The following is a 19,404-nucleotide window of genomic DNA, read 5'->3' as shown; positions in this document are numbered from 1 at the left end:
GCATTCCCTATTACCCATGGCGTCAAGCGCAGGATAAATTGACCCTGATCATGCGCTATGTCCGTGGATTGAATGATGTGGTGGTGTTCAGCGAGTCGAAGCTGGTCGGCGACTCGTGGCCAGAAGGCGCCCCCGTGCAGCGGTTGATCTACCGCCAGGACCTTGAACGATTCGACGGGTACAAACCGTACCTCTATTACGTCGTGGAGCCGCGGATTGTTGAGGGTTCTACGCCGGAGTTGAATGAATCGTTGCGCCAACTGGTACAGATTGGCCTACCGGTCAGCGCCGACAGATGACTATGTCCAAGGCCCCGTCAGATAGGCTACGAGGCCATAGCGCGCTGTTTTGGCGATAGAGACCATAAGCAAGAAGCGCCACAGGGGTTCGCGCATCACCCCGGCCACCAACGTCAGGGGGTCGCCTATGATCGGCACCCAACTGAGCAACAACGTCCAGTGCCCCCAACGCGCGTAATGGCCGCGGGCCTTGTCCAGTTGCCGGGCACTCACCGGGAACCAGCGTCGCGCCTTGAAGTGATCCACCCAGCGGCCCAACAGCCAATTGACCAGCGACCCCAGCACGTTGCCCAAGGTGGCGATGCCCAGCAACCACCACAAGCTGTACTGGCCGCTGAGCAGCAAGCCCACCAGTACGGCTTCCGATTGCAGCGGCAGCAGTGTCGCGGCACCAAAGGCCGCGACGAACAGCCCGAGGTAACCGACCAACACCGATCAGTGCGCCGGATACTCGGCGACCACAACATCCTGGCCGTCACGCGTCAGGCCAATGACCTGATAGGCCTCGGCTTGACCGTCCACTTCCATCCCCGGCGACCCCATGGGCATGCCCGGTGCGGCGATCCCCAGCAGGTCGTCGCGCTTGCGCAACGCCAACACCTGTTCGGCGGGGACATGACCCTCGACGAATTTGCCGTCGATGACCGCGGTATGGCAGGAACCCAGGCGCGGGGCGACGCCCAGGCGTTGCTTGACCGCGCTCATGTTGGTTTCGACGTGGTCATTGACCTTGAAACCGTTGCTTTCCAGGTGGCTGATCCATTTTTTGCAGCAGCCGCAATTAGCGTCGCGGTGTACGTCGATGGGTATCAAGTCGGCGGCTTGGGCCAGGGCGGTGGTGAGCAGGGCTGACAGCAGGGCCAGGCGCAAAGGGGTTTTCATGGAAGGTCTCGTCAGCAGGAGGTGGCCATTGGGATGGTGGCGATCATGACCACGTCATCGCGGGCAAGCCAGCGCCGCCGGTGCGCGACGCCAGTGGTAATGTTTCAAAATTATACGAAGTCGGGATTTTCCAGCCGGTGCTTGAGCTGGTCCAGCGCGATCGTGGACAGCTCGATCATGCGTTCATGCAAGCTCGCCAGTTGCAACTCCGTCTCATAGGTCAACACGCGCTTGAACAGCGTGCCGCCGTTATAGGGTTGCAAGACGTAGTGTAGGGAGCCGTCGACAGCCAGGGAGGTGAACACGGTCTTGAACTCCCCTGGCTTGTGCGCGATCTGCACGCGATAACTCATGGGAACCCGTACACCCAGCAGGTCGATGACCTCGGTGAAACGCGCGCCGGCGGGGAGTGAGCCGCTGGTGCCGGTCTCGGCACCAAGGGAGGTGGGGTGCCATTCGTGCCAGCGATCCGGTTGGGTCACATAGTCATAGACGGCGTCGATAGGGGCCTGGATAAAACGTTCCTGACTGATCCGCTCCAGGCGAATCGACTGCTCAGCGCGCATGGCACACCTCCTGTGTGGCGAAACTATGCACCGTGAGCTGTCAGAATAGTCCACTCCCGCGCATTGCACGGGAGTGTTTCATCCATTTATCAGCGCACCTTGAATCGGCTCATCAACGCAATCACCCGACCGTTCGCATCCAGCAGGCTTTGTGTATTGGTTTCAGTGGCATGGCCGCTTTGTACCAGCTCTTCGACCATATGTCGGATCTGCACCATGCTGCGGTTGATCTCTTCGGTCACCGCGCTCTGTTGCTCGGCAGCCGTGGCGATCTGGGTACTGAGGTTGTTGATATGGCTGACCGAGCCAGCCATCTCATCCAGGCCGCTGTTCACCCGTGCGGTAGCGTCCGCCGCCGACTGGCAGCTGGCCTGGGTGTTTTCCATGGCCGCCACGGACGAACTCACGCCCGTGGTCAGGCGCGCGAGCATTTCATTGATCTGCGAGGTGCTGGCCTGGGTCCGCGCCGCCAGCGCACGCACTTCGTCCGCCACCACCGCAAACCCACGGCCTTGCTCGCCGGCACGTGCGGCTTCGATCGCCGCGTTGAGTGCCAACAGGTTGGTCTGGCCGGCAATCGCGCCAATGACCCCGAGGGTTTCAGTGATGCGCGCGGCGTCCTGGCGCATGTTTTCCACGGTGTGGGTGGCACTGGCGACTTCACCGATCAACGCACTGACGCTGGTAGAGGCTTCACCCACGACCACACGGGAGCGGTCGGCGTGCTCATTGGCGCGCTGGGTGAATGCAGCGGTTTCGGCGGCGTTGTGCGCCACCGTGTCGGCGGTGGAGCTCATTTCGGTGATCGCGGTGACGGTCTGGTCGGTCTCCGAGGCATGCCGCACCAGGATACTGTTGGTCTGCGCCGAGGTGTGCTGCAATTGCGCCAGGCCAGACGACATGGCCCCGGTAGCCTGGGTCACTTCGCCGATCATGTTTTGCAGGTAGACGATAAAGCGGTTGACCGAGTGGCCGATGGCGCCGAGTTCGTCTTCGGCGCGGATGGTGATACGTCGCGTGAGGTCGGCGTCGCCGGCGGAGAGTGCGTCGATGTTGGTTTTCAGCGTTTTCATGCGCTGGACCAACTGGCGAATCGCATAGGCCGCCAGCAGCACCAGCAGCAGTACCATGGGAATTTGCAGCAGCGCCAGGGTGCCGAGCACATCATCGCGCTGGGCGGTGATCAGCGAGGTGGGCAGGGCGGTCGCGAGGAACCATGGCGTGCCTTCGATCGGGCGCATGTAGAAGGTGCTGGCCACGCCCTGGTTGTCGAACTCGCTGCGTTGCAACTTCTGGTCACGCTGGCCAAGGGCTTTGCTGATCATGGCGGCGAACGCCGAGGTGCCGCTCAGTTCGCTGATGTTCTTCAGCACCACCGGGCTGTTGATACGTGTGCTGTTGCTGATGATCTTGCCGTCGCCTTCGACGATCAGCATTTGCCCGCCGATGTCTTTTTCCTTGCTCGCCACCAGGTCGTTGAAGAAACCCAGGGTCACGTCGATAGTGGCAACGCCATACGCCGCGCCATCACGCTGGATGGCCATGGCGCAGTTGGTGCGCGGCTCCTGGCTGGCGTCGTCCTTGTAGGCCGCGGCCCAAGCACATTGCCCGCGTGGCGCGGCGAGGCCGCCCTTGTACCAGCTCTGGTCGTAGTAGTTGGGCGCCGGGTCGCTGTTCCAGAAGGTGTTCACGGCCAGCTTGCCCGACGCATCACGGTGCCAGAAGGTGCTGTGCTTGTTGCGCCCGGGCGTGCGCTGGTTGGGCAGCGGCCAGATACCACCGCCGAACACTTTCAGCTCGCCATACTGGTCCACCAGGCCTGGCAGGACCTTGTCGATGGCATCGCTGTCGAGCAGGGGGATGGTTTGGGTGATGGTGCGTTGCTGGGCCTGGACTTTGTTCAACTCGCCCTGGATCTGTACCGCAACCTCGGCGATGCGATTGAGTACGACCTGCTCTTCAGTCTGGCGCAGGGTGGGCGCGACCAATTGGCCGATGCCCACGACGGTCAACACCAATAGCATCAGGACGAACAGCACCAGGAACACGGTGTAGCGAGCTTGGATGGAGCGCAGTGGGGGCATGGGGGTCGTCCTTACGAAGCGTTTATTGTCGACGCGGCTTTGTTAGAGCTTCGTAGGGCTATCGGCTTGGCGCGCAATAGCTTTAGGTACGATGGTGCAAGGAAGTGGGAGCCCCTTGATAAAGGGGCTCCCTGGCAGGGCTCGTCAGATATCCAGCATTGCCATGACTTCCTTGGGGTAGCGCAGGCCAGCTGTGGCGTCGGCAGGGAAGATGGCGTCCAACGCCGCCAGTTCGGCCGGGGTGAGGGCGATCGATACAGCCGCTACGTTCTGTTCCAGGTACCTGCGCTGCTTGGTCCCGGGGATTGGGACGATGAAGTCACCTTGCGCAAGCACCCAGGCCAAGGCCAATTGCCCGGCGGTGACGCCTTTGTCAGCCGCCAGGCGTTGCACCTGTTTCACCAGTTGCAGGTTTTTCGCAAAGTTATCGCCCTGGAAACGTGGGCTGAGACGGCGATAGTCATCGGCGCCGAAATCGTCCGGGCTTTGCAGGGCGCCGGTGAGAAAGCCCCGGCCCAACGGACTGTAGGGCACGAAGGCAATGCCCAGGCGTTGGCAGGCGGCCAGGCAGCCGTTGTCTTCCTGGTCGCGGCTCCACAAGGAATATTCGCTTTGCAGCGCGCTGATCGGGTGCACCTTGTGGGCGCGTTCCAAGGTGGCGGCGGACGCTTCGCTCAGGCCCAGGTAACGCACCTTGCCTTGCTTGACCAGCTCGGCCATGGCGCCGACGGTTTCTTCGATGGCGACCTCAGGGTCAATGCGGTGCTGGTAATACAGGTCCAGTGTTTCTATGCCCAGCCGCCGCAACGTGCCGTCGATGGCCTCGCGGATGTACTCGGGGCGCCCATTGACGCCGCGCCGCGCCGGGTTCGCCGGGTCGCGCACGATGCCGAATTTGCTCGCCAGGAACACTTGCTCGCGTTTGCCGGCAATCGCCTGGCCGATCAGTTGTTCATTGGTGTGCGGGCCGTACATGTCGGCGGTGTCGAGGAAGTTGACCCCCAGTTCCAGCGCGCGATGCAGGGTGGCCGTGGCCTCGGTGGTATCGGTGTCGGGGGTGTAGAAGTCGGTCATGCCCATGCAGCCGAGGCCGATGGCGGAAACACGTGGGCCGTTTTTACCGAGTTGACGAGTGTGCATGGGTGCAGCTCCTGTTGAGGTAGGCGCCTATTGTTACCCTCGACAAAACCGGGATAAACCGGCTAAAAGCACTATCACTATTCGTAAAATCTAAATAATCCATAGAGGTGGCGAGATTTGGACCGTTTCAACGCAATGCGCGTGTTTACCCGGATTGTCGAGTTGGGCGGGTTCGCCAAGGCGGCCGACAGCCTGCAACTGCCACGCGCGTCGGTGACGATCCTGATCAAGCAACTGGAAGCGCACCTGGGCGTGCAGTTGTTGCAGCGCACGACGCGTCAGGTCAGTCCGACCCTGGATGGCACGGCGTATTACCAGCGTTGCGTGCAATTGCTGACAGACCTGGAGGAAACCGAAGCGGTGTTTTCTACCCGCAGCCAGAACCCGCGCGGCACCCTGAGCATTGATATGCCGTCGGGTATCGGGCGCCTTATCGTGATCCCCGCGTTGCCGACGTTCACCTCGCGTTACCCGCAGATTGAACTGGAGATCAGCCTTAATGACCGCCCGGTGGACCTGATACGCGAAGGTGTGGATTGCGTGCTGCGCGGTGGCCCGGCCCTGGACGAATCACTGGTGGCCAGGCCGCTGGCAATGATGGACCAACTGACCTTGGCCAGCCCCGGGTACCTGGAGCGTATGGGGGTGCCCCAAACCCTGGACGACCTGGCCCGGCATCAGATGGTTGAGTATGTGTCCAGCGCCAGCGGCAAACGCTTCGGGCTGGAATTCGCATTAGCGAACGAGTTGCGGAGCGTCAACCTGGCCAAGACTGTCGCGGTGAACAGTTCAGACGGCTATTTCTCTGCTTGCGAAGCCGGATACGGGTTGATCCAGGCCCCCCATTATCATGCGATGCAGCAACTGGCCCGGGGGACGCTGGTGGAAGTGCTGCCACACTTGCCAGTCCCGAAAATGGCCCTGACGGCGCTGTACCCGCCGCACCGCCAGTTATCACGGCGGGTGCGGGTGTTTGTCGATTGGCTGGTGGAACTGTGCGCGCGGCCCGGCAGTGGGTTACAGCGTTAGGGGCGGGCGCCTGAAAAACCGTCCCCTTTATTACGATGCGTGGGCTTAGCGCTTCACGCCTGGCGCCTGGCCCTTGCGATAGGCCCCCGGCTGCTGGCCAATGACCTTGTGGAACGCCCGCGTAAACGCGGCCACCGACTGATACCCCACCTCCAGCGCAACATCGGCCACGGTCTGGTCGTTTTTGAACAGCTGGCAGGCATGGCGCATGCGCATCATCAGTAGCACTTGCCCTGGCGATTGCCCGCACAGCTCATTGAAGCGCTTGAAAAACGCCGAGCGCGACAGGCCGGTGCAGGCGGCCATGCTTTCCAGGGTCCAGGGCTCCGCCGGCCGGGCGATCAATTGTTCCAGCAGGTGCGCAAATGCCGGCTGCCGGCCCAGCGCGGCGAGCCCGCCCAAGTCGGTGTTGCCGATCACTTGTTGGCGCAGTACATACAGGAACAGCAGGTGGCACAGACGTTCGAGCAGGGTGGACGAGGGCGCCGGAGTGCGTTCGCACTCTTGCAGGATCAGCTCGAACAGGTTGCGCGCGGCGGTCAATGACGGGTCGCCGGCACGCAGGATGATCCACGCGGGCAGGCTGTCGACAATCATTGCGGACAAGCCGGATTGGAAGTGAAAGAACCCGCAGACCAGCCCCACGCCGTCGGTGGCCGCGCTGTCCAGTGGCACCATCGGGCGACGCGGGCATTCCTGCGCACCCGCCGCCGTGGCTTCGCCGGACAGTCGGTACTCAAGGTCACGCAACAGAAACACCGCGTCGCCATTGTTCAGGTGCTGGGGGCTGGGCTCGCCGTCGATATGCAGCCAGCATTGGCCCTGCACGAGCAGGTGGAAACTGGCCCGTGCCAGGCCGTGGGTGCTGGCGTGCCAGTCACCGCAGTAACGCCCGACATGAAACAAGCTGGTCTCGAGTTCAAGGCTGTCTAATAACCAATCGACAAGTGCACCGGACGAATTCATCTAATGGAAAGACTCAAGAGCAAGTAATCGCTACTTTAGCCTATTGAGGCGTTTTTTTATAACCAACAGACTTGGTACACGAACCAATAAGGAGACCGCACCATGTCCCGCGTACCGCTGCTCACCCTCGAAACCGCTCCGCCAGCGGCCAAACCCTTCCTGGAAAATGCGCTGAAAGGCTCGGGTTTCATCCCCAACCTGTTGGCCGTGCTGGCCAATGCGCCGGCCGCGTTGGAGACCTACATCACCGTTTCCGGCCTGAACGCCAAGGCCGAGCTGAGTCTGGCCGATCGCGAAGTGGTGCAACTGATTGCCGCGACCACCCACGGTTGCGATTTCTGCGTGGCCGGCCACACCGCCGTGGCGCGCAACAAAGCCAAGCTGCCCGAAGCCGTGATCGAAGCCCTGCGCCAGCGTGGCGAACTGCCCGATGCTCGTTATGAGACGCTCGCCGCGTTCACTCGCGAAGTGATCGCTACCCGAGGCGATGTGAGCGATGCCGGCTACGAGGCGTTCCGGGCCGCCGGCTACTCCGAAGGCCAGGCGCTGGAGGTTATATTGGGGGTCAGCCTGGCCACTCTGTGCAACTTCGCTAATGTGTTTGCCCGTACCCCGCTGAACCCGGAGCTGGCGCAGTACCGTTGGGAACAACCAGCCAGTTGAAGGCGCGCACGCGTCGGTGATGGTCATCTGCTTTAACAAGGAGAAACATGAATGCTTGACCCAATCTTGAGCCGTTGGCTCGATGTTCAAGCGCAGGCCCTGGATGTGGGCAGTTGCGACCCACAGGAAGTGCTGCCGCGGTTGGCAGACGCCAACGTGTTGCGAATCGGCGTACCCAAGCACCTCGGTGGCCTCGGCGGCGATGTGGGAGGGGCGGTGGACGCCATCGCGAATGTTGCCAGCCATTCCCTGGCGGCAGCCTTTGTGTGCTGGGGGCAGCGTTCGTTTATCGAGTATCTGTTGCACAGCCCCAACGAGCGGCTGCGTGAGCAGTTGTTGCCGGACCTGCTCAGCGGCAAGCTGGCCGGGGCAACGGGGCTGTCGAATGCAATGAAGTTCCTCTCGGGTATCGAGACCTTGCAGATCAGCGGCGAGCCGAGCGACGACGGTTGGACCCTGAACGGTCGCCTGCACTGGGTGACCAACTTGCGCAAGAACGGCTTCGTCGCCGCCGCCGCGATTGAACATGCCGACGGTGGTGCGCCGTTTATCCTGGCGATCCCGGACTCAGTGGCGGGCTTGCAGCGCTCACACGACCTTGATTTGCTCGGCTTGCAATCCAGCAACACGGCCGCCCTGGGGCTGGAAGGTGTGGAACTGAGTCGCGACTGGTTGCTGCATGAGGATGCACGCCAGTTCCTGCCGGCGGTGCGCCCGGCGTTTCTTGGCCTGCAATGCGGCATGTCGATTGGCCTGGCGCGTCGCTCGTTGGCGGAAGTGGCCTATCATCTGGGCGCGTCCCGCACCGTGTTGCGTGAAGAGTTGGAGGCGTTGCGCGTGACCCTCGATCACCTGGTCACCGAACTCAAGAAAGGGTTGCTGGCCGGACGTTTCGCCGCCGAACCGGTGCCATTGTTCAAGCTGCGCATCGCCCTCGCGGAAACCGCCGCGAGCGCCGTGCAACTTGAGCTGCAGGCCAGTGGCGGCAAGGCCTACCTCACCGCGCACGGCAGTGGTTTTGCCCGGCGCTGGCGTGAGTCGGCCTTTGTGCCGATTGTGACGCCCAGCCTGGTGCAACTGCGCACCGAACTGCAACGCCAGGCCGCGCTATGAGCCAGGCGGTTCTGACGGCCCGGGGCATTGCCCTGGGGTACGCCAGCGGCCCGGTGCTGCAAGGCTTCGACCTGCAGTTGCAGCCCGGCGAAGTGGTATCGATCCTCGGCCCCAGCGGTGTGGGCAAATCCAGCCTGTTGCGGGTGCTCGCCGGCTTGCAGGCGCCTCAGGGCGGCGGCGTACAGGTACTGGGCGAGCCATTGAGCGGCCCGCACCCGCGTGTGGCGGTGGCGTTCCAGGACCCAAGCCTGTTGCCGTGGCTGAGCCTGGAAAAGAATGTGGCGTTTGGCCTGGACTTCGCCCGTCAGCCGCACCTGAGCCCCGAGGAGCGGCGCCAGCGCGTTGACCATGCCATCGCGGCCGTGGGCCTGGAGCATGCGCGCCAGCAGTTCCCGGCGCAGTTGTCCGGTGGCATGGCCCAGCGCACGGCGTTGGCCCGCTGCCTGGCGCGCCAGCCGCAAGTACTGCTGCTCGATGAACCCTTTGGTGCCTTGGACGAAGTGACCCGTGCCGACATGCAGCACCTGTTGCTCAAGGTCAATCGCGAACAGGGTTCGGCGGCGGTGTTGATCACCCACGACATCGACGAAGCCTTGCTGCTGTCCGACCGCATCCTGCTACTGGGTAACCGCCCGGCGCGCACGCTGGGCGAATGGCGGATCGACCTGCCGCAACCCCGCGAGGAACAGGTAGAAGCGATTGGCGCGCTGCGCATCGAGATTCTTAAAACCCTACGGCAGGCGAGCCGCCCTCAACCCAACCCCCTTGACCTGCTGGAGCCTAGCCATGTGTCTGGATGACCTGACCCACTCGCGCCGTGATTTTCTCAAACTCTCTGCGGTGCTCAGCGCCGCCGGTGCCTTGCCGCTGTTGAGCAGCCTGCAGGCACGCGCGGCCAATGAACCGGATGCACCGGTACGCATCGGTTATTTGCCGATCACCGACGCCACGCCATTGCTGGTGGCGCATAACAATGGCCTGTTCGAGGCCGAGGGCATCAAGGCCGAGCGCCCGGTGCTGCTACGCAGTTGGGCCCAGGTGATCGAGGCGTTTATCTCGGGCCAGGTCAACGTGATTCACCTGCTGTCGCCGATGACCGTGTGGGCACGCTATGGCAGCCAGGTCCCGGCCAAGGTCGTGGCGTGGAACCACGTCGGCGGTTCCGGGCTGACCGTGGCGCCGGGCATCACTGACGTCAAGCAACTGGGCGGTAAGTCGGTGGCGATTCCGTTCTGGTATTCGATCCATAACGTGGTGGTGCAGCAACTGTTCCGCGATAACGGCCTTACCCCCGTTGCCCGTGCGGCTGGTGGCGCGATTGCGGCCAATGAGGTGAACCTGATCGTGCTGCCGCCCTCGGACATGCCGCCGGCATTGGCCAGCAAGCGCATCGACGGCTACATCGTCGCCGAGCCGTTCAATGCCCTGGCGGAAAACCTCAAGGTCGGTCGCGTGCAGCGTTTTACCGGCGATGTGTGGCGCAACCATGCGTGCTGCGTGGTGTTCATGCATGAGCATGACCTGGTCAACCGCCCGGAGTGGTCGCAGAAGGTGGTGAATGCCATCGTCAAGGCCCAGGTCTGGACCCGCGACCACCGCGAAGAAGCGGTGAAGCTGTTGTCCAAGGATGGCCCGAACCGCTACACGCCGCATGCCGAACCGGTCTTGAGCAAGGTCCTGGCACCGGCGGCCAGCGACCGCGCTGCGTACCTGGCAGAGGGTGCGATCCAGCATGCCAACTGGGACGAACATCGCATCGACTTCCAGCCCTATCCCTTCCCCAGCTACACCGAGGAACTGGTACGGCGCCTGAAAGACACCTTGATCGAAGGCGACAAGAAATTCCTCGCCGATCTCGACCCGGCCTTCGTCGCCAAGGACCTCGTGGATGACCGCTTTGTGCGCAACGCCATCGAGGCTGTGGGTGGCATGAAGACCTTTGGCTTGCCGGAGGGCTTTGAGCGGCACGAGGAGATCGGCGCTTGAACCGAGGTAAAACCGTGGCGTGGCCGGGCTGGTTGCTCGGGTTGGGAGGCTTGGCCGGGTTGCTGTTGCTCTGGTGGCTGGGCGTGAAGGTGTTTGGCGCTGCCGACGGCTTGTCGGCGCGCTTTTCGCTGGCGGCCACGTTCAGCAGCCTGTGGGAGTTGCTGGGGCGCGGCGAGCTGTACTTGCACATTGCGGTGAGCCTCAAGCGCATTGTGGTCGGGCTGTTTCTTGCCTTGCTGGTGGGCGTACCGCTGGGGTTGCTGGTGGGCAGTTCGCGCAACCTGGAGGCTGCGACCACGCCGGCCTTTCAGTTCCTGCGGATGATCTCGCCCCTGTCGTGGATGCCGATCGTGGTGATGCTGATGGGCGTCGGGGACCAGCCGATCTACTTCCTGCTGGCGTTTGCCGCGGTGTGGCCGATCATGCTCAACACCGCTGCCGGGGTGCGCCAACTGGACCCACGCTGGTTGCAGTTGAGCCAGAGCCTGAGTGCCACGCGCTGGGAGACGCTGCGTCGGGTGATCATTCCAGGCGTGGTGGGGCATGTGTTGACCGGCGTGCGCCTGGCCATCGGCATTTTGTGGATCGTGCTGGTGCCGTGCGAGATGCTTGGGGTCAGTGCCGGGCTGGGGTATTACATCCTCGACACGCGGGACCGCCTGGCTTATTCGGAACTGATGGCGATGGTGCTGCTGATCGGGCTGCTGGGCTTTGCGCTGGATGCGTTTGCGCGATGGTTGCATCAGCGATGGGTGCATGGCGGGTGACAGGCCCTGAACAAAAGCCCGGCCTCCGGCCGGGCGTTTTGTCATCGCGTATGAGCAGGCTGGGTTCAGGGGGTAGGTTGGACTCAGACCTTGTGGAAAATGTGCAGGTCACCCGGTACGTCGTGAGGACCTATGGCCTTTGCCGGATCCGGGAGGTTTTTGGTCTTCCTCATTCCGACGCTCAATCCCGGGTCTGTCCTTGTGAAAACGCCCACCCCAATGCCGCCTGTCAGCTCCGCCACGCCCGGGACTCCTTGGGATGTCTTCATATGGGCATTGCCCATCAACGCAATCCACTTTTCACCCGGAGGGTTCTGGCGAATGGTCTGTGCGGCGTAGTAATTGAATTCCCTGAGCCTTGGCTCATTTTGCTGCGCCTGATTGATTGCTTGGAACTGCGCGGGCTCATCTTTGTGCCGGGTGAGATAAGGATGGTCGAGGGGCACGATCTCTATCCCTTCATCATTGAATTTTTTGACCAACTCATCGAATGAGGGCGATAGCCGTGGTGTCTTGCCGTTGCCGAGAAAACCGATGCCGTCGTCAATGACTTTCATCTGTGCGTCATAGAACGTGGCTTCGATATACAGTTTCTTGACCCCTTTTTGCTTGAAGGTGTCTACGTTATCGAACAGCGTCTGGAAACTGGCCATTTCTTTATGGATGTCACCAAAGACCACGCCATCGGATGCATCCAGGGCCTGTTCGATCAGCGTTTTGGGTGTGACTTGACCAGGGATCACGGGGAGGGTGGGGCGAGCCGGAAGGCCGCCGTTTGCCATCCGCCGATAAAAGTCATTCATTTCTTGCCCGAACTTTTGCCGGGTTGCCGCCTTCCTGCTCGGGGTGAAGTGTGCATCGCTTCTCGCGCCTTTGATGCTGGTGACGTACTCCCCCTGAGGTAAATGGTCGGTCTTTTGGATGCCGTTCGGGACCGCTTGCACCTGGCCATTCGCCGGTGCCTGCGGACGGGCCGGGCGGTTGCTCGAGCTAAGCGGGTTATGCCGGTTATTGTGTGCGGATGCGGGGAGATTGCGGGATGCGTTTATATTGGGGGCGGGCGGCATCATCCCGTCCAGCGGGTTGAATGCCTCGATCGGCGCCCCGTAAGGTTTGCCCTTGACGGGATCATAGGCATACCGTTGGCCGTCAAACAGGATGGTGCTTCCCTCGACGGTTTGGTCTGCAGCCTTGAAGGTGCCTTGCGTAATGGGCCCATATTCTGCACTGGTGACTTTCAACAGGTCGTGATTACGGCCTAAGCGCTTGACCTGTTCAATCCCATTGCCGATCAGCCTCGCACCGCCTTGAACCAGATCGCCTACACCACTCAAGGGGTTGAGTTCTCCGATGACGGTGGTCCCGAGTATTTTTGCCACCCGCAGGGCCTTGCTCACCACACTGACGGCCGAGCTTCCGGCTCTTGCCACTTTCGCTGCCGCCCCGAGGCCGGCAGTGACGAAACCAAAGATATCCATGCCCAGGTCTATCGCGCCATCCAGGTAGTCACCGTTTTGAAAGTTGACAATGGCCGACCTGAGCGGAATCAGGTCCAGGAAAAAGCTGACCAGTTTCCACTCCGTGTCCATCTGTTGATCGTAGCTGGTAGCCCCCCTGGCCTGCCGGACCACGTCTTTGCCGGCAATATCAAGGTGTTCGACAAAGGCATCGGCAATGGACTGTGTCCGGGCACTTGTGTAGCTCGAAGGCGTGGGCGGAGGAGAACTGACGGTCTTGTCCTGGGCGAAGTCGGCCTCAGGCGAGGTGGTTGGCGTGAACCGCTCAATCGGGTAGACCCGGTTGGCGTTACGCTCGCGCTGATTGGTCAGAACGGTGGCAGGCACCTGGGTCACGCTCCCTTGCTTCAGGTCGATCTCATACACCGTCTCGCCGCTTAGCCCTTTGGCTTTAAGCAGCAAATTGTCGTTTTTGCTGTGAAGGGTTCTTCCGGTAAATCCTAGACCGAGCATGTAGGTATCGTTCTTGTAGAACTCAAGTTCCCCATATTCCAGGTTTTGCCTGTCGGCCAGGGGCAATTGGGCAATCATGTGTTTGACTGCCGTGGTAATGCCCTCTTTTCTTGAGCCGATCGCCTTGGTGAATTGATCATTGAAGACGCTGTTGACGTCGAACTTGAGGGACTTGTCTTGCATGGCGCTGAGGATGCGCGGGTCTGTGGTTTCCCATTGGTACTGGTGCAACCCACTCATGGCGATATCCAGCAAAGAGTGCAAGCCTGCGGGCGCACGATTGGGGTCGTAGAGCGGCTGCACGGAGGGTTGCTTGGTACTCTTGATGCTCAGGCGTTTTTCTTCAAAGGGCACATCCGGGCCGAAGCGCTCTTTAAGTTTGGCCAGGGCGATGTCTTTGCGGCTGGGAATTTCAGCCTGGATCTGGCTGGACGCCTCCACTCGTTCATTCGCCTGGTGATTGAATGCATGCCTGGCCTTCTCGATGTCGGCCGGGCTGTAGCGATCAGCTTCTTGCTGGGAGAGTGCGCCGCTCACCACGCCCCACACCCGCAGGGCGGCGCGTTGTGCCTGCTGGGTAATGGCCAAATCTTGCTGGCCGGCGATGTCGGCCTCATTCATGATTTGGGCAAAGGTCATGTTGTGCACTTTGCCCGGTATATGGGCTTCTAACGTTGCTGCGGCGATCGACAGGTTGACCCAGGCGGGGCTGCCATAGGTCACGCTGTTGGGGATGTCCTTGATCAGCAATTCGGGCGCCTTGCGGGCCAGCATCAGGTAGGCGCCTACGTTGGCCATTTCGGGTGTGGCGCGGCCTTGCTCACTCAAGTGCTTGCTCAGGGCCGGGAATATCGCTGATACGGGTTTGCCCCAATGATCCGCTTGTGCCAGATCAAACCCGGCAACGGTGTTTCGATGGGGTGTGCTGATGGACTGTGGGTCGAATATGAGATTGAGCGCGGCCAGTGTGTAGTCATTGACGCTGGCGTCAGTCGCAATACCGTTCAATCGCGTCTGCATGGCTTGCCCCAGCGCTTGTGCGCGGTCGGTGCCGAGCAGGGTTCCCAGCGCCTGTAGCGGATCACGTGAGGCTTCGCCGGTGAGTGGTTGATTGCTGTTGAGATACTCCAGCATACCCAGGCTTGTCCCCATCTGCGGTGGGTTGGGATGGCGCATGGCATATTGCGTGACGGCACCGAGCAATGTGCGTTGCTCCGCGACACTCAGCGGCAGGGGCCAGGACAGGGCACCGCCCAGATCACCCAGGCGCACGGGGTGTTCCGCAGCCTTGCTGAGCACGGCGTCAGCCAGGGCGGTCAAGGTGAAATGACTGATCGGTATAGCCAGGCCTTTGGACTTGATGAAGGCCTCGATTGTCGTGGCATGGCCGGGGGTGACGGGATAGGACGCGGCGGCTTGCACATCCATGGGGGTCGACTTCAGCGCGGCCAGGATCTCCTGCGGCGTGGCGTTTACACCCAGGCGCTGGGCCGTATCGTTGAGTTTTTGCCCCAGGGTGCGCAGATTCTGCTTGTCTGCCAGCGTTTGCTCCAAGCTGCCACTGGCGGTGCCGGTAGTTGAGCGTGTTGGGCGGTTTGTTTGGGCTGAATCGGGCTGTTCGGTGTCGGTGGTGGGGTTCTGGTTGCCCGGGAGGGGGGGCGTGGGTGTGTCGATTAGGATGGGAGGCTGTTGAGGCGGAAGGTGCGGTAAGGGCGTGGAGGAAAGACTTGTCATCGGTGGGTACCTTTTCAGACGTGCTGAGAGTAAGCGTCTGCCAGTAGGAGGTTCCCTGTTCCCCAGACGCCCCTTTTGGGTGCAAAAAACACCCGCAGGGGTTCCGTCTGGAGATGCCGCGTTGTGTAAGGCTTCGTGTTGGTTAACTTTTGAAAAAATCCCAGCGGGTGTGTGTCAGTTGATGCGTCTGTGGCTGACCCACTGCTATCGGGGGCAAGCCCCCTCCCACATTTGGATCTGCATATATCAGGTCGACCTGAGTCTGCCTTTGCTCTGGCTTTGGCTGCCCTGGCGCCGACCGGAGTTGTGCCTGGTGTTCCGGTTAAGTGTGGGAGGGGGCAAGCCCCCTCCCACATTTGGATCTGCATACATCAGGTCGACCTGAGTCTGCCTTTGCTCTGGCTTTGGCTGCCTTGGAGCCGACCAGAGTTGTGCCTGGTGTTCCGGTTAAGTGTGGGAGGGGGCAAGCCCCTCCCACATTTGGATCTGCATACATCAGGTCGACCTGAGTCTGCCTTTGCTCTGGCTTTGGCTGCCCTGGCGCCGACCGGAGTTATGCCTGGTGTACTCGGTTGAAAATGTGGGAGGGGGCTTGCCCCCGATGAGGGAGTGTCAGTTGATGCATCCATGGCTGACCAGCCGCCGTTACCGCAGAAACGGATAGGCGGGAACCTGCCCCTCAGCGATGGTAGTAACCCGGCCCGCCACCTTCATAGCGGTGGTCATGCCAGCCGCCGCCGTGGGGGAATATGATGCAGCCGCTCATGCTCAGCATGATCAGCAGGGGAATCAGCCAGGTGATTCGACGGAACATTTCAAAATCCTCCAGGGTTCTCACGGGGTGACATCAGGCCGGCTCAATAAAAGCATCGAACAAGCCAAAGCTTTTCATCGCCTGTAACATGAGACCCTGCCGACCCCATTCCATCCCCGTCATCGGGTATGTGCCTGGCATGTTCGGCGATACAAAGTGGATACATTCTCAAGGTTCAGGAACCCGTCATGACCCAAAAGCAACGCTTGAAATATTCAATCCTGATCTCCCTGGTGGTACTGGGGACGATGTTTGGCCTGTCCTACCTGCAGAACACTGGGGTTATCAGCGAAAAAACCTTCCAGTACATCGCCATTGCGGTGGCGGTCACCGTGGTGGTGATCAATGGCGTGATGCGTCGTAAGGTCAAGCCTAACTTCTGATTGACGTCGTCGAGTCAGGCGCGGCCTTCGAGCACTTTGGCAGCCTCTTCATGGAGGCTGTAGCTTTTATCGGCATTGAGGGTGATCACGCCCTCGCTGCACAGGCGCTTGAGTACCTCACGCACGCTGAGGAACGACAAAGGGATGCCCAGTTCCAACAAGTGGCTGTGCACGCCGCGTACCCCAAGGGTGCGCTGGTGGTCGGCGGCCGTGAGCAGGGCGTCGATGACCTTCAGCCGGATCAGGCTGGTGCGCAAGCCGAAACACTTGAGCAAATGCCGAATTCGTTGGTTGCCTTGCTGCTCTGGCGCTTTGCCGAAGGCTTGTACGCCGCTGCCAAACGTGGCATCGGCGGTCGTTGAGTGTCCGTCCGTGGGCAGTTGCGAGTTGTACATGCAAAAAACTCCTTATCAGAGCCTGATCAGGAAAATGATGGCGCTCTTATTCAATAAGACGAACGAGTGAGCGAAATCATGAAGTGCCGCATGTAGAAAATTTGTCGGTATCGGTTTTGTCACAACGCAGTCGCGTTCAATGAACGGACTTCGTCGCTAAATTATTCGCGGTCTGTTGCGTCCTTACGGTGGGGGAATGACCCCAGGCAAGGGTGTTCAATTTGACTGTGGAGTCTGTGTGATTATTTCCAACCGGTTGTCCAGGATGTGCGTGGCGGGACTGATGCTGGGCTTGAGCCTGGCTGCATCGGCGCGCGAGCAGGTGGCGCAGGCGTCCGCCGATATCCGGCGCACCAGCTTCGGCGTGCCGCACATCCGCGCCAGCGATGAGCGCGGCCTGGGGTTTGGCATCGGTTACGCCTACGCCCAGGACAACCTGTGCCTGCTGGCCAATGAAGTGGTCACCGTCAATGGCCAGCGCGCGCGGTTCTTCGGCCCGGAACAGGCGACCCTGGAGGAGCGCAACAACCTCGCCAGCGATGTGTTCTTCACCTGGCTGAATACCCCCGAGGCTGTAGCCGCCTTCTGGAACGCGCAGAGCCCGGCGATCCGCCAACGTATCGAAGGTTATGTGGCCGGCTACAACCGCTATCTCAAAGAGCAGGGCGCCCCGGCGCCATGCCAGGCCGGGTGGGTGCGGCCGCTGGTGGTGGAAGATCTGGTGAAGCTGACCCGTAGGCTGCTGGTCGAAGGCGGCGTTGGCCAATTCGCCGAAGCCCTGGTTGGTGCGGCGCCACCTCAGGCCACCGCCAGCGTGCAGCGTCGCGCAAAGGCGTTTGAACTGGCGGCGGCCCAGCAGCAGCGCTTCAGTCTCGATCGCGGCAGCAACGCCGTCGCGGTGGGCCGTGATCGTTCATTCAATGGTCGTGGCATGCTGCTGGCCAACCCGCATTTCCCCTGGGTGGGCGGCATGCGTTTTTACCAGATGCACCTGACCATCCCCGGCCAACTGGATGTGATGGGCGCGGCGCTGCCGGGTCTGCCGGTGATCAACATCGGTTTCAACCAGCATGTGGCCTGGACCCATACGGTCGACACGTCCAAACACTTCACCCTGTACCGACTGACCCTCGACCCCAAGGATTCCACGCGCTACCTGCTGGACGGTCAATCCATCCCCCTGGCGAAAACCTCGGTGACGGTGCAAGTCAAACAGGCCGACGGCAGCCTCAAGGCCTTGTCCCGTACGGTCTACAGTTCGAGCTTCGGCCCCGTGGTGCAATGGCCCGGCAAGCTGGATTGGGACAGCCAGCACGCCTTCAGCCTGCGCGACGCCAACCTGGGCAATGACCGCGTGCTGCAACAGTGGTACGCGATGAACCGCGCCCCCAGCCTCAAGGCACTGCAAACCTCGGTGCACACCCTGCAAGGCATCCCGTGGGTCAACACCGTGGCCGCCGATGATCAGGGCCAGAGCCTGTACATGAACCTGTCGGTGGTGCCCAACGTCAGCGCCGCCAAACTTGCCCAATGCAGCGATCCGCGGGCCGGCCTGCAATTTATCATCCTCGACGGCGCCCGCAGCGCCTGCGCCTGGGACATCGACCCGCATGCCGCGCAACCGGGCATTTTCGCCGCCGCCCAACTGCCGCAACTGGAGCGCACCGACTACGTGCAACACGCCAACGACTCGGCCTGGATGGCCAACCCCAAGGCGCCCTTGACCGGCTTCTCTCCAGTGATCAGCCAGGACCACATCGGCCTCGGCCCGCGCGCGCGCTTCGCCGTGCAGCGCCTGCAATCCCTGGAGCAACGGCCGATCACGGTTGCGGACCTGCACAACATGGTCATGGACAACGAAGTGTATGTGGCGGGTCAAATCATGCCCGACCTGCTGGAATACTGCGCCACGCAACTGGGCAGCGATGCTGTCGCGTTGCAACCGCTGTGTACCAGCCTCAAACACTGGGACCGGCACGCCAACCTCGACAGCGGCCTGGGCCTGGTGCACTTCATCAACCTGGCGGAGCACCTGCAACAAACCCCCGATGCCTGGCGTGTGGCCTTCGACCCGGCCGAACCATTGACCACCCCCCGTGGCCTCGCCATCGATCGCCCCGACGTTGCCAAGGCCTTGCGCGAAGCCATGCTGGCCTCTGCTGCTGAAGTCGCCAGGCTCGGTCTCAGCGCCAACAGCCGCTGGGGCGATATCCAAGTCTCCGGGCAAACCCCCATCCACGGCGGCCCGCAAGCGCTCGGCATCTATAACGCCATGCAAACCGTGCCAAGGGCCGATGGCAAACGTGAAGTGGTCAGCGGCAGCAGTTACCTGCAAATCGTCAGCTTCGACGACCAGGGGCCGAACGCATTGGGCGTGCTCGCGTTCTCCCAGTCCAGCAACCCCGCGTCCAACTATGCCAAGGACCAGACCCAAGCATTCTCCGAGAAAAAACTCCGCCCGCTGCCATTCACCGAAGCGCAAATAAAGGCCGACCCGCAGTACCGGGAACAGGTCATCAAGGAGTAGGGCGCACACGCAACCCCTTGATGACTGGGCAGAATATTTTTTGAAATCAAGGGGTTGCAGGCATAAGCAAATGAGTACATAATGGC

At 61.5% G+C, this 19,404-nt stretch carries 18 protein-coding genes; 9 read left to right on the top strand and 9 right to left on the bottom strand.

The features are described 5' to 3' along the window. Positions 1-299, top strand: a 299-nt coding sequence (locus ACODSV_RS04525) for a hypothetical protein (RefSeq protein ID WP_489078208.1), incomplete at its 5' end; no start/stop codon positions are given. Here ACODSV_RS04525 and ACODSV_RS04520 read toward each other — a convergent pair. From ACODSV_RS04520 to ACODSV_RS04500, 5 genes are all read right to left on the bottom strand, one after another. Then, positions 300-731 carry a YqaA family protein gene (locus tag ACODSV_RS04520; RefSeq protein WP_024075735.1) on the bottom strand — a complete coding sequence of 144 codons (432 nt, stop codon included), beginning with the start codon at positions 729-731 and terminating at the stop codon, positions 300-302. Between the two features lie 3 nt (positions 732-734). Further along, on the bottom strand, positions 735-1,181 hold the full coding sequence (locus ACODSV_RS04515) for a DUF411 domain-containing protein (RefSeq protein WP_150054376.1): 447 nt from the start codon (positions 1,179-1,181) through the stop codon (positions 735-737). Positions 1,182-1,291: 110 nt separating this feature from the next. Next, positions 1,292-1,747 (bottom strand): SRPBCC family protein, encoded by a 456-nt coding sequence (locus ACODSV_RS04510; protein ID WP_024075733.1) that lies wholly within the window; start codon positions 1,745-1,747, stop codon positions 1,292-1,294. A gap of 89 nt (positions 1,748-1,836) precedes the next feature. Beyond that, positions 1,837-3,831 (bottom strand): methyl-accepting chemotaxis protein, encoded by a 1,995-nt coding sequence (locus ACODSV_RS04505; protein ID WP_150054377.1) that lies wholly within the window; start codon positions 3,829-3,831, stop codon positions 1,837-1,839. Between the two features lie 144 nt (positions 3,832-3,975). After that, complete coding sequence (locus ACODSV_RS04500) at positions 3,976-4,971, bottom strand: aldo/keto reductase (protein ID WP_150054378.1); 996 nt, start codon at positions 4,969-4,971, stop codon at positions 3,976-3,978. A 117-nt stretch (positions 4,972-5,088) separates the two neighbouring features. Here ACODSV_RS04500 and ACODSV_RS04495 point away from each other — a divergent pair, with 117 nt between their 5' ends. Next, positions 5,089-6,000, top strand: coding sequence for a LysR family transcriptional regulator (locus ACODSV_RS04495; protein WP_102623501.1), 912 nt, complete (start codon positions 5,089-5,091; stop codon positions 5,998-6,000). A 45-nt stretch (positions 6,001-6,045) separates the two neighbouring features. Here ACODSV_RS04495 and ACODSV_RS04490 read toward each other — a convergent pair whose 3' ends face one another. After that, positions 6,046-6,966: an AraC family transcriptional regulator gene (locus ACODSV_RS04490; protein WP_024075729.1), complete on the bottom strand. Its 921-nt coding sequence runs from the start codon at positions 6,964-6,966 to the stop codon at positions 6,046-6,048. Positions 6,967-7,068: 102 nt separating this feature from the next. Here ACODSV_RS04490 and ACODSV_RS04485 point away from each other — a divergent pair, with 102 nt between their 5' ends. From ACODSV_RS04485 to ACODSV_RS04465, 5 genes are read left to right on the top strand one after another with little or no spacing between them, the layout of a single operon-like run. Next, on the top strand, positions 7,069-7,629 hold the full coding sequence (locus ACODSV_RS04485; protein WP_150054379.1) for a carboxymuconolactone decarboxylase family protein: 561 nt from the start codon (positions 7,069-7,071) through the stop codon (positions 7,627-7,629). A gap of 51 nt (positions 7,630-7,680) precedes the next feature. Continuing rightward, the gene (locus ACODSV_RS04480) at positions 7,681-8,742 is read left to right on the top strand and encodes an acyl-CoA dehydrogenase family protein (protein ID WP_024075727.1); all 1,062 of its coding nucleotides are present in this window, start codon (positions 7,681-7,683) and stop codon (positions 8,740-8,742) included. Further along, entirely contained in the window at positions 8,739-9,542 is an 804-nt protein-coding gene (locus ACODSV_RS04475) for an ABC transporter ATP-binding protein (protein ID WP_150054380.1), read from the top strand. The genes ACODSV_RS04480 and ACODSV_RS04475 overlap by 4 nt, the downstream gene beginning before the upstream one ends. Then, entirely contained in the window at positions 9,529-10,728 is a 1,200-nt protein-coding gene (locus ACODSV_RS04470) for an ABC transporter substrate-binding protein (protein WP_024075725.1), read from the top strand. Before ACODSV_RS04475 ends, ACODSV_RS04470 begins: the two co-directional genes overlap by 14 nt. A gap of 14 nt (positions 10,729-10,742) precedes the next feature. Further along, positions 10,743-11,495, top strand: a complete 753-nt coding sequence (locus ACODSV_RS04465; RefSeq protein ID WP_190300959.1) for an ABC transporter permease — start codon at positions 10,743-10,745, stop codon at positions 11,493-11,495. A gap of 83 nt (positions 11,496-11,578) precedes the next feature. Here ACODSV_RS04465 and ACODSV_RS04460 read toward each other — a convergent pair whose 3' ends face one another. Both ACODSV_RS04460 and ACODSV_RS04455 read right to left on the bottom strand, forming a co-directional pair. Then, positions 11,579-15,019, bottom strand: a complete 3,441-nt coding sequence (locus ACODSV_RS04460; RefSeq protein ID WP_150054382.1) for a membrane-targeted effector domain-containing toxin — start codon at positions 15,017-15,019, stop codon at positions 11,579-11,581. A gap of 859 nt (positions 15,020-15,878) precedes the next feature. After that, positions 15,879-16,013, bottom strand: a complete 135-nt coding sequence (locus tag ACODSV_RS04455; RefSeq protein ID WP_024075722.1) for a hypothetical protein — start codon at positions 16,011-16,013, stop codon at positions 15,879-15,881. Positions 16,014-16,201: 188 nt separating this feature from the next. On the opposite strand from ACODSV_RS04455, the gene ACODSV_RS04450 reads away from it, so the two are divergent. Then, on the top strand, positions 16,202-16,396 hold the full coding sequence (locus tag ACODSV_RS04450; protein WP_017846379.1) for a hypothetical protein: 195 nt from the start codon (positions 16,202-16,204) through the stop codon (positions 16,394-16,396). 14 nt (positions 16,397-16,410) lie between these two features. Here the strand turns inward: ACODSV_RS04450 and ACODSV_RS04445 are convergent, their stop codons facing one another. Continuing rightward, positions 16,411-16,791 carry a fe2+ zn2+ uptake regulation protein gene (locus ACODSV_RS04445; protein WP_102625753.1) on the bottom strand — a complete coding sequence of 127 codons (381 nt, stop codon included), beginning with the start codon at positions 16,789-16,791 and terminating at the stop codon, positions 16,411-16,413. Between the two features lie 238 nt (positions 16,792-17,029). On the opposite strand from ACODSV_RS04445, the gene pvdQ reads away from it, so the two are divergent. Beyond that, entirely contained in the window at positions 17,030-19,318 is a 2,289-nt protein-coding gene (gene pvdQ, locus ACODSV_RS04440) for a bifunctional acylase PvdQ (protein WP_150053970.1), read from the top strand. The last annotated feature ends 86 nt before the right edge of the window (positions 19,319-19,404 follow it).

The organism is Pseudomonas sp. FG86 (genome assembly GCF_057808775.1).
The sequence above is the reverse complement of the archived record's forward strand: the minus strand, read 5'-3'. Positions and strand labels throughout refer to the sequence as shown.